At 39.6% G+C, this 14,290-nt stretch carries 16 protein-coding genes; 7 read left to right on the top strand and 9 right to left on the bottom strand.

Annotation, left to right across the window (positions count from 1 at the left end; translation table 11 throughout):
- Positions 1 to 77: 77 nt before the first annotated feature.
- The 4 genes from RI557_RS05045 to RI557_RS05035 are packed head-to-tail and all read left to right on the top strand — an operon-like array spanning position 78 to position 1,891.
- A complete protein-coding gene (locus RI557_RS05045; protein WP_310667776.1) occupies positions 78 to 836 on the top strand; it encodes a hypothetical protein in 759 nt (252 codons plus the stop codon).
- Positions 837 to 888: 52 nt separating this feature from the next.
- Positions 889 to 1,056, top strand: a complete 168-nt coding sequence (locus RI557_RS11740; RefSeq protein ID WP_409079675.1) for a DUF6728 family protein — start codon at positions 889 to 891, stop codon at positions 1,054 to 1,056.
- Positions 1,056 to 1,292 (top strand): hypothetical protein, encoded by a 237-nt coding sequence (locus RI557_RS05040; RefSeq protein WP_310667775.1) that lies wholly within the window; start codon positions 1,056 to 1,058, stop codon positions 1,290 to 1,292. Before RI557_RS11740 ends, RI557_RS05040 begins: the two co-directional genes overlap by 1 nt.
- Positions 1,292 to 1,891, top strand: a complete 600-nt coding sequence (locus RI557_RS05035) for a hypothetical protein (protein ID WP_310667774.1) — start codon at positions 1,292 to 1,294, stop codon at positions 1,889 to 1,891. The genes RI557_RS05040 and RI557_RS05035 overlap by 1 nt, the downstream gene beginning before the upstream one ends.
- Here the strand turns inward: RI557_RS05035 and RI557_RS05030 are convergent.
- The 6 genes from RI557_RS05030 to RI557_RS05005 form a co-directional block, all read right to left on the bottom strand.
- On the bottom strand, positions 1,885 to 2,607 hold the full coding sequence (locus RI557_RS05030; protein ID WP_310667773.1) for a shikimate dehydrogenase: 723 nt from the start codon (positions 2,605 to 2,607) through the stop codon (positions 1,885 to 1,887). The two genes, RI557_RS05035 and RI557_RS05030, sit on opposite strands and share 7 nt — an antisense overlap.
- 56 nt (positions 2,608 to 2,663) lie before the next feature.
- Complete coding sequence (locus RI557_RS05025; protein ID WP_310667772.1) at positions 2,664 to 3,611, bottom strand: DUF368 domain-containing protein; 948 nt, start codon at positions 3,609 to 3,611, stop codon at positions 2,664 to 2,666.
- On the bottom strand, positions 3,608 to 3,925 hold the full coding sequence (locus RI557_RS05020; protein ID WP_310667771.1) for a rhodanese-like domain-containing protein: 318 nt from the start codon (positions 3,923 to 3,925) through the stop codon (positions 3,608 to 3,610). Before RI557_RS05020 ends, RI557_RS05025 begins: the two co-directional genes overlap by 4 nt.
- 6 nt (positions 3,926 to 3,931) lie before the next feature.
- Positions 3,932 to 4,717 (bottom strand): phosphosulfolactate synthase, encoded by a 786-nt coding sequence (locus RI557_RS05015; RefSeq protein ID WP_310667770.1) that lies wholly within the window; start codon positions 4,715 to 4,717, stop codon positions 3,932 to 3,934.
- The gene (locus tag RI557_RS05010; RefSeq protein WP_310682550.1) at positions 4,714 to 6,153 is read right to left on the bottom strand and encodes a tetratricopeptide repeat protein; all 1,440 of its coding nucleotides are present in this window, start codon (positions 6,151 to 6,153) and stop codon (positions 4,714 to 4,716) included. Before RI557_RS05010 ends, RI557_RS05015 begins: the two co-directional genes overlap by 4 nt.
- Before the next feature lie 204 nt (positions 6,154 to 6,357).
- Positions 6,358 to 7,512: an ATP-binding protein gene (locus RI557_RS05005; RefSeq protein WP_310682548.1), complete on the bottom strand. Its 1,155-nt coding sequence runs from the start codon at positions 7,510 to 7,512 to the stop codon at positions 6,358 to 6,360.
- Between the two features lie 267 nt (positions 7,513 to 7,779).
- On the opposite strand from RI557_RS05005, the gene glmM reads away from it, so the two are divergent.
- The 3 genes from glmM to RI557_RS04990 are packed head-to-tail and all read left to right on the top strand — an operon-like array spanning position 7,780 to position 11,088.
- The gene (gene glmM / locus RI557_RS05000) at positions 7,780 to 9,171 is read left to right on the top strand and encodes a phosphoglucosamine mutase (RefSeq protein WP_310682546.1); all 1,392 of its coding nucleotides are present in this window, start codon (positions 7,780 to 7,782) and stop codon (positions 9,169 to 9,171) included.
- A gap of 4 nt (positions 9,172 to 9,175) precedes the next feature.
- Entirely contained in the window at positions 9,176 to 10,327 is a 1,152-nt protein-coding gene (locus RI557_RS04995; RefSeq protein WP_310682544.1) for a cysteine desulfurase family protein, read from the top strand.
- Positions 10,327 to 11,088 (top strand): MBL fold metallo-hydrolase, encoded by a 762-nt coding sequence (locus RI557_RS04990; protein WP_310682542.1) that lies wholly within the window; start codon positions 10,327 to 10,329, stop codon positions 11,086 to 11,088. Before RI557_RS04995 ends, RI557_RS04990 begins: the two co-directional genes overlap by 1 nt.
- Here the strand turns inward: RI557_RS04990 and RI557_RS04985 are convergent.
- The 3 genes from RI557_RS04985 to RI557_RS04975 all read right to left on the bottom strand — a co-directional run.
- Positions 11,085 to 11,753, bottom strand: coding sequence for a hypothetical protein (locus RI557_RS04985; RefSeq protein WP_310682540.1), 669 nt, complete (start codon positions 11,751 to 11,753; stop codon positions 11,085 to 11,087). The two genes, RI557_RS04990 and RI557_RS04985, sit on opposite strands and share 4 nt — an antisense overlap.
- Positions 11,754 to 11,760: 7 nt before the next feature.
- Positions 11,761 to 13,014: a dihydroorotase gene (locus RI557_RS04980; protein ID WP_310682538.1), complete on the bottom strand. Its 1,254-nt coding sequence runs from the start codon at positions 13,012 to 13,014 to the stop codon at positions 11,761 to 11,763.
- 5 nt (positions 13,015 to 13,019) lie between these two features.
- A partial coding sequence (locus RI557_RS04975) for a hypothetical protein (RefSeq protein ID WP_310682536.1) occupies positions 13,020 to 14,290 on the bottom strand: 1,271 nt, incomplete at its 5' end.

Here is a 14,290-nt window from a genome sequence, read left to right as displayed (position 1 = left end):
ATTATTGTATTCAATATGACTTTAGGTACATGATATCTTTCTAATTTTATAAACTGATAGTTGATGAAATTCAAATTATGAGAACACTTCTCTTTTGTTTTATAGCTGTTTTTATGAACCATGTCCTGCATGCCCAGGATAATGAATCGAGTAAAAACGAATTAGAGTTGAGAGTTGATTTTATGTCGATAAACGAATTCAATAATCAAAATTATCTCAATACGAATAGTGTTAATAGCATGAGGGTTAATTGGCATGTTCGTATTAATGAAGAGTATTTTTTTGGATTGTATGGTTTAATTGGGACTTCTTCAATTGACAGAGAAAACTTCAGTGACTATATAAACTACAGCTTTAAAGGTGAAAGTGTGAAAGGCTACAGAGAGAATGTTGAACTTTCATCCTTCCTTAATCACAATGGTCTCAATGTTGAACTCGGGTTGCCAATTGGGTACAATATTCAATTAAATGAAAAGTTTGATCTGGAATTGAGCGCTGGTTTTTTCTTTAGTTCATGGTCCTCAACTGTTGAATCTGCCAGAACTAAAAATGCATTTGTGAAATATTCATCAGGAGGAGCTACAGAGGAAAGCTACACTTTATCAGAAATAAGCGCTTCTGGGTTTGGGTTCTTTTCTGGAGTTGATCTCTGTTTAAAGTCTTCTGAAAATACAAGAGTTAACCTGGGGGTGGGTTACAGTATGTATGATAAAACATGGTATGTCAATCAAAGATTGGGGCCTGATTTTGTAGAAGAAAACTACAATGTCCTTTTAGATTTATTGAGAGTTAGACTCGGTGTTTCTATTCTTTCTGAAACTGATGACTTCTTCTAATTAAGATTTAAACTTTCAAACGCAGCATCTGTTAAATTCGTAAACTTGTGATATGAAAGAAGTGTGGTCTAAATTTCTCAATTATTTAAATCCTGCAAGCGCATTCAAGAAGTCTGAGTCTCAAAACTTCAACTTGAAAATGATGCATGGTATTAACCGAATATCAATTTTACTTTTCATCATTTGCCTGATTATCATGCTTTTTAAATTTGTTTTGTAATGTCGAAGTTTAAAAAGTTATCTACTACAGAAAAATACAAACTGGTTAAAGATGAAGGTCATTACATAGCTTCCCGCTATCACGGCTCATTTCATATACACTTATACAGAGTTGAAGACTTTCTTACAGAAGTTTGGACCAGAGTAGGGCTAAACCAAATCTGCTGGATTGAGGAAACCGACCATAAAGTCCTTGATTCCTATGCTGATCATGTCAAACTCAACATAAGCTTTTAATGAAAATCCACCTTCCACAATTATTCGTCTCAGTATTGTTTCTCACTGTTTCTGTCATGTCACAGGCTCAAACGATAACGCCTGTTGAGCATATAAAAGCTATGAAAAATGGAACTCTTTTGGTTCGTTTACACACAAAAGAAAACTCCATTTTAATGATGGAGGTTCAGGGACAGCAAGATCGAGCTGATAAAACTTACCGAAAGCAACTTGAAACAAATAAGTCAATTATGACTTCATTCAAAAATACTTTCGACTTTGCACCGGTTTTATTTTTCTTCAGCTATGACAGCGAGAAAATCAGCAATAAAAATTTCAATGATGTATTTGTAAATGAGGACTTTAAAATCGATCCTAATATTCAAATAAGAGATACATCCAACATTTACATCATTGATGTTGGTGAAGTTTACTTCAGCCGATTTGGTTCTCACATGAAAGGGATAGTAATTCTCGATGATCAATTTAATTCTTTGCCAGATGAAATGCCCGTTATCGTGAGGAAAAGAGATGCTATTGCTCTTTTTAGAAGATCTTACCCTGATATGATTATTGAGCTCAATGAAAACTTAACTCAATATTACAACGAGCGTTATTGATTCCAAATCTTCCAGGAAGCCTCAGCCTGTTTCTCAAGCATCTCGTAACCGCTTTTAATTCTGCAATTTGCTAGCTCAGCACGTTTTAGTAGTTCTGTTTTACGCGGATTGTAAACTAAATCATAAACCAACATAGTTGATTGAAGTGCTTCATAGTGCAGTGGAAGTAACTTTTCACTTTCGTTTTTGGTTCCCACCGGAGTCGTGTTGATTAAAATGTCGTATTGGGCTAACTTGTTGGGAGTTAGCGTATCATAATGCATTATTCCGGGCCTCATCGATCTCGAAACCAGTTCGTATGAAATGTTGAGTCTATTGAGAGCAAAGCTCACGGCTTTTGACGCTCCGCCTGTTCCAAAAATCAAAGCGTTTCGGTCAGATCCAATTAGCAATGGCTCAATTGATTCCTTAAAGCCTATCCAGTCGGTATTGTGGCCTATTAGTTGGTTTTCATTGATTGCAATTGTGTTGACGGCTCCTATTTCCCTGGCTTCATAAGAAAGATTGTCAAGTAATGCTATTATCTCTGTTTTATAAGGGATTGTAACATTTAAGCCTGAGTATTCCTGAAAAGGAATATCCTTGAGTTTGGCTGGTGATTCTTTTTCGAGAAGTTCATAAACAGCATCAATATGTTCGTTTTTAAATTTCTCATTAAAATAAGAAGGAGAAAAGGAATGGTTTAGTGTTTTTCCAATTAAACCGTAGTGCTTCATTTATCCGAGATTGATTTTGGGAATCAAGATAGGAAAATTTCGGCTCTGACCGTTACTTAGTCCTCTTTTTGAATCGCTACTTTTTCGATCAGAATAATAAAAGCAGCACCGGCAATCATCAATCCAATAGCTAAACCGAGTTGTGATGGATCTCCTGTAATTTGTTCGAAATGGCCGGGTAAAACGCTAACCTGTTCAACCGGAACAACTTCTTCATCAGGCGTACCGGCTTTTTTAACCATGGAGGAAATAGTTTCTTTCCAGGGCCATATTTTGTTTAATGAACCTAACAGGAATCCTGAAAGCAAGGCGATTGTTGCATCGTGGTATTTGTGGAACATCCACTTTAGTAGGCGAGAGAAACTCAAAAGCCCGATGATTGCTCCGGCTCCGACCGTAGCGATAATAGCAAAGTCTCTTTCGTGAACGGCATCTAAAACAGCCTTGTAGGATCCCATCAGTAAGAGGATGAACGATCCTGAAATTCCGGGTAATATCATTGCACAAATGGCAACCATGCCTGATAAAAAGTAATACGGATACGAAATTGCTCCCTGCGTGGCAGGCAAAATCGTGATGTAATAGGCAATTGCAGCTCCAATAATGAAAGTAAGAATGGGAGGGAAGGTCCATTTTTTTACCTGCTTGGCTACAAACCAAATGCTGGCAGCAACAAGACCATAGAAAAATGACCATATAGGAATTGGGTGGTTTTCCAGTAAATATGTAATGGCTTTGGCCAGTGAAACCACACTTATTCCGATACCGAGTAGCAAGCTAACGATAAAGTTTCCATTGACATGATTCCACGCAGCAGCAAGGCCTTCTTTCCTCAATACTTTAATAGCATTGAGGTCGAACTTGTTAATCGTTTCGATTAACTCTTCGTAAATACCGGTAATAAATGCGATTGTTCCGCCAGAAACTCCGGGAACAACATCTGCTGCGCCCATTCCCATTCCGCGAAGGGCTATGCCAAAGTACTCTTTAACGGTACGACTCATGATACGTCAAGTGAAGAATCGATTTTATCTGCCCAGGCTTTGATTCCGCCTTCGAGATTGTAGAGATTATCGTAACCGTACATTCTCTCAAGGCTATCGATCACTGATGCAGAGCGCTTACCGCTTCGGCAGTGAACAATTACCTCTTTGTCTTTAGGGATTTCATCGATGCGATCGATAATACTGCCCATCGGGATGTGATCAGCGCCAAAGTTTGCTTCTTCAACTTCGTAATCTTCGCGAACATCAATTACTTTGATGTCTTCTTTATTGTCGAGCTTTTGTTTGAGCTCTTCAACAGTAATGGAGTTCATAGTTGCTTACTTAAAAGGTTTGGCTACATCATCTGGGATGAAGCTAAAGAATGTATCACCGCGTAGACCCAGGCGAAGCGTTTCGAGCGGAATAACTTCTTCAGGTGCGATGTTACCGAGGTTTACATTGGCACCAAAGTGGTTGATAAACCAAACCTGCTGTGCTTTTTGAGGAGCTTCCCAAATGATGTTTTCAGCATTCACCTTTTCTGAAATGTGATCGATCATTTCACTTTTAGCGCCACCTTTAGAATCGTAAATTCCGATTGTGCCACTTTCACGTGCTTCAGCAATAACCTTCCATGAACCGGCTTCCAGTTCACTGTTCATTTTAGAAATCCATTCTCCATCGCTGAGTACAACATCAGCACTTTTACTACCAACCTCAGAAAGTACTTTAACCTGATTGCTCAATTCTGAAATATACTTCAGTTTCTTTTCCTGATCGATGTGAATACAACCATCAGAAACCTCTGCTACTTCAAGATCGAGGTCATCGAGGAGCTTGCGGTAGTCATCAAACATATCGCGAACTGCATACGCCTCGAATAACGTACCACCGAGATAGCAGTTGATGTTAGCTTCTTTGTAGAGAGCCAGTTTTATTTTGAGGTTTTTGGTCAGGTAAGAAGTACCAAAACCAAACTTTACAAAATCGATGAGTTCTCCACACGATTCAATGATGTATTCTGTTTGAGTATTGCTCAAACCTTTGTCCATCATCATTGTAATTCCGCTTTTACGCGGTTTTTGAGTTCTTTCAGGAAGAAAGGGTAAGTCGAAATTTTTCATTTATTCTCGAATTCTTCAAGCATGTTGTTTACGAAATCGTAATCTTCAGCCTCAGGCGTAAATTCAAAGAGATAATTTATTTTACTCTTATCCATTGACAGGGCGAGAAACAAAATATTCTCGGCCTCGTCTAATTGCCCTAATCTAGTCAAATAGGCAGCAAATCTATAATAAATTTCAGATTTGTGTGGATAGTTATCGAGTGCTCTGTTTACAACTACAGAAAGGTTATTTTCTTCACCGGCATCATATAATGTGTCACAATAATCAATCCACACATCAATTCCTTTCATGCCTTTATCAATAGCTATCTCAAATGAATCAAAAGCTTCTTCAAAATAATTCATTTTTCCCTGTAGCTGGGCTAGCCTGTGATAAGTCTTTGGGTTATTTTCGTCTATGATGGTAGCATGACGAGCATGATGAAGTGCTTCAATCCATTGATCCTGCTCGCTGAGTACATTGGCTAAACCTAACCAGGCATCACTCATGCGTTCATCGCTCTTTACACACTTGCGGTAAAAGATCTCAGCCTCGCGGTAATATTCAATATCCTCATAGCACAACCCGATGTAATAGAGATTAACCGATTCAATGAGGTCGTATTTCAAAGCGCTCTGAAATGCATCTATTGCTTTTTCATATTCTTCTAATTTGCGAAGAGCTAATCCCTTATTGAAATGACCACTGGCAAATTCCTCGTTGACAATTGTGCAAAAGTCAAATGATTCCAGTGCCTTTTCGTACAAACCGAGCTGTACATAGATATTTCCCTGGTTGAACCAGGCGTGCGAGGAGTACGGGTTCTGATCGATAAAATTGGAGTAGAATTCAATTCCCTCTGTCATTTTGTCGAGTTCTTCATAACAGTAAGAAATCTCGTAAATTGCCTCGTCATTTTCAGGATTACGAAATAAGGCTCTTTTGAGGTATTTCAGAGCCGGGTCGTATTGTCCCAGGTTCTGATACTCAAAAGCGATATCCATGTAAACTTCATCGAGTTCTGATTCATCGGCAATGGTCAGAGCCCTCTTTAAAGTTGATATAGCTTCTTTGATCTTCCCGTTTTGACTGAGAATTGAGGCCTTTGTTAAATATACTTCGAGATTGTACGGCTCGTAGTCCTCAACCGAGTTTATCGCTGTAAGTGCTTCTGTAAATCGTTCGTTTTGCGCCAGCAATTCAGCTTCTCTTATAAGTAAGTCTGAAGTTGAAGGGTGCTGCTTCTTCGCAATGTCCAAAACTTCAAAAGCCTGCGCATTTTTACGCTCACTGATATAGTAGTCAATGAGGTTTTGAAACTCCTCCACGTCAAAGAAGTATTGATCGCCTCGAGCGAGCATACTTTCGTAACGATTGATAAGTTCTTTAGGGGAGTTGCCGAATAATGAATTAAAATCTTCTTCCATTGCTTTTGCAAAGATGGTTTCATTCAAATTTAGAAAAAAGCCTTTTGCAATATTTGTGAGATAATTATGACTTATTCACAATCTTATTAACGAATGTGGCGAGAACCTTTAAAGCTGAATCTGCTTTATTGAAAATTGCTCGAGCGATCATGATATGCGCTTTGATTTGCGTATTGAAGATTTTAACGTTAATTTCTTCAGTTGGTTGAAGGAATTAATGTTTTTTGAGTGCTAATCACTTGTTATGAAGTCCAGGTAGTTTTTTGGGTGAATAACCTGAAAGTTTGCATTAGGGTATCCTTTTTTCCAACCACCCGGCACTTTTACTTTTTTATTAGGGTTGAACTTGAATTCAAATGCACTTAGCTTTCCGTTTTCTTCTTCAATTAAATCGATTTCCTGTTGATCGTAAGTTCTCCAAAAATAGGAGTTGACTCGTCTTCTTGTGTAGCTGTTGAATTTTAATCTCTCAGTCATGATATAGTTTTCCCATAGTTCTCCTTTATCTTGTCTTAAATGAAGTGGAGCGTAATTTTGAATTACTGCATTCCGAATTCCATTATCATAAAAAAACCATTTTGAGGATTTAGAAATCTCTTTTCTCAAGTTTCCGCTGTAGGCTCTGACTTTATACAGCACGAAAACCTTTGTTAACAAATCGAGATAGTGTTCAACCGTATTTCTGCTAATACCTTTAAGTTGAGAGGCTAGTTCCTCAATGCTTACTTCTTTACCAATTTGAAATGCAATCAGCCTGAGTAAGTCCATTATTTTATCTGACTTTTTTATGCCGTCAAATGATAAAATGTCTTTTAGAAGGTAAGCATTGACAATTGAATCTAAATAATCTTTTTTTTCATCCAGTTCATCGTATTGTGTTAGTTCTGGATATCCTCCGTAAATCAATCGTTCTTCAAGTCTGTCATGGGTTTCTGGTAATTGTTCTGTTTTTGAAAACTCTGACTGGGAGAGAGGGTGTAGTTTGAGAGTAATTTCTCTTCCTACTAATGGCTCACCTAATTTTTGACTCACATCAAATACTGATGAGCCTGTTACCATCACTTTTATGGCAGGATAAGTATCTACTATGAATTTCAGTTTATTCCCTATTTCAGGGATGTGTTGCGCTTCATCAATAACCAGTAGGTTTATATTTTTCAATAATCGATCGTAATTGCCCTGACTTTGTTCGCTCAATAAATCAATTGTTGTGTAATCCTCACCATTCAATAGTAAATATTCTGATTGGTTAATTTCACTGAGGATGGATTTTATCAACTCTGTTTTTCCAACTCTGCGAGCACCTAAAATAATCAGAACCTTTCCGGGGCGTAACTTCTTTTTAACCAGCGGGAGTATGTCTCTTTTGATCTTTTTCAAACTCATCTTTCAGAACAGTTATTGATAATGTTCAAAGTTATAAAGATTTACTCTACTGAAGAAATTAACGTTAATTCCTTCAGTTAGTTGAAGTAATTAATGTAAAATTCTTCAATAAAATCTGTTTTTATTTGATATCATGACAGTTCCTAACTCCTAAATTGAGCTTAAGTCAGGGATAATATAATCCCAGAAATTCAAGTTCAAATTCCAACACTACTAATCGAATTGAGGTCTTTATATTTGCGACCTTAATTAAAGGAAAACCTAACAATGACGTTAATTAAATCAATCTCAGGAATTCGAGGCACAATAGGAGGAAAGCCAAACGAAGGGTTAACACCAACTGATATTGTCAAATTTACTGCTGCCTATGGCACGTGGATCAAAAATCGCAGTAACAATGAAGAAGTACGTGTGGTTATCGGTCGCGATGCGCGCATTTCAGGTGAAATGGTGGAGCAGTTAGTGGTCGGAACGCTGCGCGGACTCGGAATTGATGTGCTCAATCTCGGCTTTTCTACCACGCCAACAGTTGAAGTGGCAGTGGCTAATGAAAAAGCAAATGGCGGAATTATTCTCACGGCAAGTCACAACCCGGCTCAGTGGAATGCACTCAAGCTTTTGAATGAAAATGGCGAGTTTATTTCCGGATCTGACGGTAAAGAAGTTCTTGAAATTGGAGACAAAGCAGATTTTGAATTCGCACCTGTGGATAAAATCGGGAAATATTCAGTTGACGAAAAATATATTGATAAGCACATTCAGGCGGTGTTGGATTTACCACTCGTAGATGTTGAGGCGATCAAAAAAGCAACGTTTAAAGTAGCTGTTGATGCTGTCAACTCAACGGGCGGACTCGCAATTCCAAAATTACTCAAAGCGCTTGGAGTTGAGGAAGTCATTGAACTCTATTGCGAGCCTACCGGTCATTTCCCTCACAATCCGGAGCCATTGCCTGAAAATCTCACTGAGATTTCTTCAACAGTGAAAAAACAAAATGCCGACCTCGGTATCGTGGTAGATCCTGATGTAGATCGTTTAGCACTCGTTTGTGAAGATGGTGAAATGTTTGGTGAAGAATATACACTCGTTGCTGCTGCAGATTATGTTTTGGCAAATACTCCGGGAAATACGGTTTCCAATCTTTCATCGACACGCGCCTTGAGAGATGTTACTGAGAAACACGGCCAGCAATACGCAGCATCGGCAGTTGGAGAAGTTAATGTTGTGGAAAAGATGAAGGAAACCAATGCGATCATCGGAGGAGAAGGAAACGGAGGCGTTATCTATCCGGAGTTGCACTATGGTCGCGATGCACTTGTTGGAGTAGCGCTAATTTTGAGTCACCTCGCTAAATCGGGGAAAAGTCTTTCTTCACTGCGATCTGACTATCCTAATTACCATATTTCAAAAAATAAAATAGAACTTTCACCTGAAATTGATGTGGATAAGATTTTGTCGAGTATGCAACAGCGTTACGCGAAATATGATATCAACACGATTGATGGCGTTAAAATTGAGTTTGAAGATCAGTGGGTGCATTTGAGAAAATCAAATACTGAGCCTATTATCCGCATTTATACTGAAAGTGAAAGTACATCAACTGCGAACAACCTTGCAGAAAAGATAATGTCAGATATTAGAGAAATTATTAAAGAATAGAGCGATGTCAAAAAGGGTTTATTTAGATAATGCCGCTACAACACCCTTAGCCCCTGAGGTTTTTGATGTAATGGCACCAATGCTAAAAGATGTTTTTGGAAACCCCAGTTCTACGCATTTATACGGAAGAGCTGTAAAAGGAAAAATTGAACAGGCGAGAAGAACGGTAGCCAAATTGCTCAATGTAACTCCCGGGGAAATCGTTTTTACATCGGGAGGAACCGAAGCTGATAATATGGCAATAGTCGGAGCCGTAAGAGACTGTGGTGTAAAGCGCATCATTTCGTCTCCCATCGAACATCATGCTGTGCTTCATACAGTTGAGGAAGTTGAGCGACTCAATGGCGTGAAAGTAGATCACGTAAAGTTGACAGCCAATGGTGAGGTAGATCTCAATCATCTCGAAGAATTACTCAAACAGAGTGATGAAAAAACTCTTGTATCGCTAATGCATGCCAATAATGAAATAGGGAATCTTCTTCCATTGAGAGAAGTGGGAGAGATGAGCAGGAAATACGATGCTCTATTTCATTCTGACACGGTTCAAACAATGGGGCATTACCGATTCGATTTGCAGGAGCTACCGATCGATTTTGCAACCTGTGCTGCTCACAAATTTCACGGTCCAAAAGGTGTTGGCTTTCTCTACATCAGGAATGAAGTAAAAATTAAGCCCTTCATCCAGGGCGGAGCACAAGAGCGCAGCATGCGTGGCGGAACTGAAAATGTTTACGGTATTATTGGCCTGGCTAAAGCCCTCGAATTATCACATGAAAATGCTGATGAGCACGAAAAGCACATCGAAGGATTGAAAGATCACATGATGAGCAGGTTAGATGCTGAACTCGAAGGAGTTCGCTACAACGGAATTTGTTGTGATCACGAACGATCGCTCCACACGGTTCTGAACGTTACATTACCGAAAACAGATAAGGCCGAATTATTGTTATTCAATATGGATCTTATGGGAGTAGCTGTATCGGGTGGTAGTGCGTGTACATCAGGCAGTAATACAGGGTCTCACGTGTTGAGGGGTATTGATGTAAGTATGGAGAGACCGAGTGTGCGTTTTTCATTTAGCCGCTACAATACGAAGGAAGAAGTTGATTACGCAATTGATTGTTTGTTGAAAATCTATCAAAAGGAAAAAGTTTAGTGCGCATAACGTTATTAGGGACAGGAACATCACAGGGAGTGCCGGTTATCGGATGCAAGTGTGATGTTTGTCAATCGTCAGATCCAAGAGATAACAGACTCAGAACCTCTATCATGGTTGAAACGGAAGGAAAAACGATAGTCGTGGATACCGGCCCTGATTTTAGACAACAAATGCTCAGCGAAAATGTAAATCAACTCGATGCTGTGCTTTTTACTCATGAGCATAAAGATCACATGGCCGGACTAGATGACATCAGAGCCTTCAACTTTATTCAGCGCAAGGAAATGACAGTTTATGCCAGCGACAGAGTTCAAAAGGCTTTAAAGCGCGATTATTTCTATGCTTTTGAAGAGAAAAAGTATCCCGGAGTTCCTCAAATCCATTTAACTGATTTACACAATGAGCCTTTTGAAGTGGAAGGTATCAACATCATCCCGATAGAGGTGATGCACTATAAAATGCCTGTCTTTGGTTTTCGCTTTGGCGATTTCACTTACATCACGGATGCAAATTACATTTCACGTAAAGAAAAAGAGAAGATAAAAGGTTCAAAAGTGATGGTGATCAATGCCTTGCGCAAGACAGATCACATTTCTCATTTCACACTCGATGAAGCTGTTGACCTCGTCAACGAACTCGATGTAGAAGAAGCTTACATTACGCATATTTCGCACCAAATGGGGCTTCACAAAGAAGTTGAAAACGAGTTACCTCAAAATATCCATTTGGGATATGACGGTCTTAAAATTGAGCTTTAGTCGTTTTCGATCTTATTTTTTAAAGCTCTTATTTCATATTCTTTTGCAAGCAATGTTGAAATATTTGCTTCAATCGTAATTATCTGCTTCATCACGGGGAATGAAAGCCTCCCTTTACCAATAGAGTTTGTGACGAGTAGATTGAAGTAATTGAAAATTAGGATAGCTTGTTGCAAAAAGTCTTTTTTCACAACTTTAAAGCCTAATTTTTCAGCCGTCCGCTCATTGAGAATGTAACTCGTCCCTTTTATTTTAATATCGAGATCTTTCTTTTCCTTTTGCTCATCTATAAGGTTGATGAGTCCGTTTAAAAATTCTTTAATGATGAATTGCTTTCGTTGTTGAGCATTCCAGTTAGAATCAATTACATAAACATAATCCAGCAGCGTTCCACCGTGAAGCTTGATAATTCCGTCCTGTCCATTTTCGGTTAAAAGCAAAAGTGATTGATAAGTGAGTTTGCCTTTCTCAACCATTACAGGAACATCCAAAAAAGGAGCGATAATCGTAATGACAATCGGGAAGAGTAGGGCGGGCAACAAATAAAGGTTCGCTACAAACCCGATCACGGAAAAAATGATAATAATGGTCAGAGCCAGAAGCCCTACCTTTATCTGAACATTGCGTTGTTCCTTCTTCGTCTTTTGGTAAAATGGGTGTTTCAAAACGCGGCTATTTGCCGTTGATAGTTTTCACCACAATTCCTTTTAATTCACTGCCCAGCCAGTAGTTGTTTTTGGACTTACTTTTGAAGAAGCTTTTATCGATTTTCGAGTTTTTAGATGAGTCTAAAATCGTTGCTCTAACTGGTTTTCCTTCTTCGAGTTGCGGTATTGGTAAATCGATGAGTTGTCGGGGTTCTACGGCTAATTTATCGACAAATAATTCAATCGAAATATCGTTTTTGAGGAACGTATTGTAAACCGGATAAATAGTTTCAAGCGATGACATGCCAAATGCAGCATTGTCAAATTCCCGTGCTTTTTCCTCGATGTTTTGAGGCGTGTGATCAGTAGAAATAGCATCGATGGTTCCGTCTTTGAGTCCTTCGATTAAAGCTTGCCTGTCTGCCTCGGTGCGGAGTGGCGGATTCAACTTTAGGTTGGTGTCAAAGTCTTCGAGGTCTTTATCGGTCAGAGCCAAATTCATGTACGAAACATCACACGTTACCGGGATTCCGTCATCTTTTGCGGATCTGATAATCTCCACACTTTCTTTGCTGCTAATAGAAGAGAAGTGGATAGATGAGTCGCAGTATTTCGCGAGATCAATGTCGCGCTTGAGTTGAATTTCTTCAGAAAGTGAAGGCATGCCTTTTAATCCGAGCGAAGTGCTCATCTTGCCTTCGTTCATTTGACCATTTTTGTTCAATGATTTGTCGCTGGCAAAGCTCATTACCGGCATTCCCGAATTTTTAGCGTAAAAGAGAACGCGCCTCAGTAAATCGGCATTTTGGATGGCGTTTTTGTGATCGGTAAGTGCCACGATTCCAGCATCTTTCATGTCGTACACCTCGGTGATGTCTTCACCGAGCAAGCTTTCAGATGCGGCTCCGGCTATGTGAATATTTGTTTTGGTTAGTTGGGCTTTTCCTTTGACATAGTTCACCACGCTTTTCGAGTCGATAGCGGGTTGTGTATCGGGCATGAGTAGAACATCGGTAAAGCCGCCATGTTGTGCTGCCTGTGATCCTGAGGTGATATCTTCTTTGTGCTCATTACCTGGATCGTTGAAAGAAACATGCAAATCAAACCAACCGGGTGTGAGGATGAGTTTTTTGCCGGTAATGACTTCATCGGCCTGCTGGTTGAGGTTCTGACCAATAGCTTTTGTTATTCCGTTTTCAATAATGACATCGGCTGTTTTGCGGTGCCACTTGCTCCCGGGCCAAATGATTTGTGCGTTTTTGATGTGCAGCGTTGACATGCGTTTTATTTTATGAACCTCAATAACAGAATTTCAATTCCCAAAAATAACAATGCGAGGACGATACACCATTTCCAAAGCGAACTTTGTTGCCCGATGGAACTCACAAAGTTACCCAGTGAGGTGTTGTCGCCCGTTAAAACCTGTGCTTTATTCCAGTTGTTTTGCTCGATCAATTGCTCGATTTCACTCTCGCTCATGAATGACAGTTCAGACTCGCTACTGCCATAATTGAATGCTGTGTAAGTGAGTAGCGAGTCTGTATCGTTCGTGATTTCATACACTCCTGATTCGGTCACGTTTTCTCGTGCACTGATTAGCAGTTTATCACCTTGAGGAATAACTTGCGGAATGAATTTGTTTTCTCTGTTTTCGATCGGAGCCATTTTTACCAACTCGTCTTTCATTCCTTGCGAACGATTGATTGTCAAATTGCTTTTTTCGCCAATCGTGTTGTAGTAAGAACCCGCATTTTGAGATTGAAATGCCATTTCAAAAAGGATGGGGAGTAGGAGTCCGCCCTGTTTGAAGGTTGTTTCCTCAATGGCTGATGTCCACAGGTAAACTTTTCCGTTTTCGTGCTCGATTTCCAGTAAAACCGGTGAGTCGTCTTCCGTTTTGATAACCGGTATGGCCGGCTTTGCACCGCGCTCAAATCGGTATTGTTTTGTGATTGATGGCCAAACAGGATTTTTTGGTTTTTTGCTGAAAACACCTCTGAATATTGGATGCTCAAGATTTATCGTTCCAACTCGTTTCTTTGTCGTATCCGCTTCACCGAGTCTTCCGGCTCCAATTTTTTCAAGCAGCAAGTTAATTGCTTCACGGTCAGATCCCGGGAATACAATGCCAGTACCACCTTGCGAGACGAACGATTCAAACTCTGACCAAAATCCGGCCGATTTCAAATCAACGCCATTTGCGATCAGTGCCGATGCGTTTTTCCACGACTCAAAATCCGGCTCCGTTTGGCTCTGACCGAGATATTTAAAAGCTTCATCAGTTGCGTAAATACGTTCGATTGTTTTAGTACTTTCCTGAGGCTGGATCTCGACAATATTTAAAGCTTTGGGAACTTCAAATGTGAAGTGGAATCTGTTGTCGAAATCTGCAGCATCGTTCTCAATTTGAATAATTCCGTAGTGCGCGCCAGCATCCTGAACGGTAAAGTAAATTGTGGTATCGTTTTGACCGGGAGATAGATCAGCCTTGAGGATATTTTGCATTTTGCCGTCTATGCGAACTTCAAGCGAGGAAGAAATGTTTTCATCTCCTG

The organism is Salibacter sp. (assembly GCF_031581065.1).
In the GTDB taxonomy this organism is placed as follows: Bacteria; Bacteroidota; Bacteroidia; order Flavobacteriales_G; family Salibacteraceae; genus Salibacter.
The sequence above is the reverse complement of the archived record's forward strand: the minus strand, read 5'-3'. Positions and strand labels throughout refer to the sequence as shown.

What these genes read in the sequence shown, in the direction of transcription:
- RI557_RS05045 (WP_310667776.1), top strand. Translation starts at nt 78, where the DNA reads ATGAGAACACTTCTCTTTTGTTTTATAGCTGTTTTTATGAACCATGTC.
- RI557_RS11740 (WP_409079675.1), top strand. Translation starts at nt 889, where the DNA reads ATGAAAGAAGTGTGGTCTAAATTTCTCAATTATTTAAATCCTGCAAGC.
- RI557_RS05040 (WP_310667775.1), top strand. Translation starts at nt 1,056, where the DNA reads ATGTCGAAGTTTAAAAAGTTATCTACTACAGAAAAATACAAACTGGTT.
- RI557_RS05035 (WP_310667774.1), top strand. Translation starts at nt 1,292, where the DNA reads ATGAAAATCCACCTTCCACAATTATTCGTCTCAGTATTGTTTCTCACT.
- RI557_RS05030 (WP_310667773.1), bottom strand. Translation starts at nt 2,607, where the DNA reads ATGAAGCACTACGGTTTAATTGGAAAAACACTAAACCATTCCTTTTCT.
- RI557_RS05025 (WP_310667772.1), bottom strand. Translation starts at nt 3,611, where the DNA reads ATGAGTCGTACCGTTAAAGAGTACTTTGGCATAGCCCTTCGCGGAATG.
- RI557_RS05020 (WP_310667771.1), bottom strand. Translation starts at nt 3,925, where the DNA reads ATGAACTCCATTACTGTTGAAGAGCTCAAACAAAAGCTCGACAATAAA.
- RI557_RS05015 (WP_310667770.1), bottom strand. Translation starts at nt 4,717, where the DNA reads ATGAAAAATTTCGACTTACCCTTTCTTCCTGAAAGAACTCAAAAACCG.
- RI557_RS05005 (WP_310682548.1), bottom strand. Translation starts at nt 7,512, where the DNA reads ATGAGTTTGAAAAAGATCAAAAGAGACATACTCCCGCTGGTTAAAAAG.
- glmM (WP_310682546.1), top strand. Translation starts at nt 7,780, where the DNA reads ATGACGTTAATTAAATCAATCTCAGGAATTCGAGGCACAATAGGAGGA.
- RI557_RS04995 (WP_310682544.1), top strand. Translation starts at nt 9,176, where the DNA reads ATGTCAAAAAGGGTTTATTTAGATAATGCCGCTACAACACCCTTAGCC.
- RI557_RS04980 (WP_310682538.1), bottom strand. Translation starts at nt 13,014, where the DNA reads ATGTCAACGCTGCACATCAAAAACGCACAAATCATTTGGCCCGGGAGC.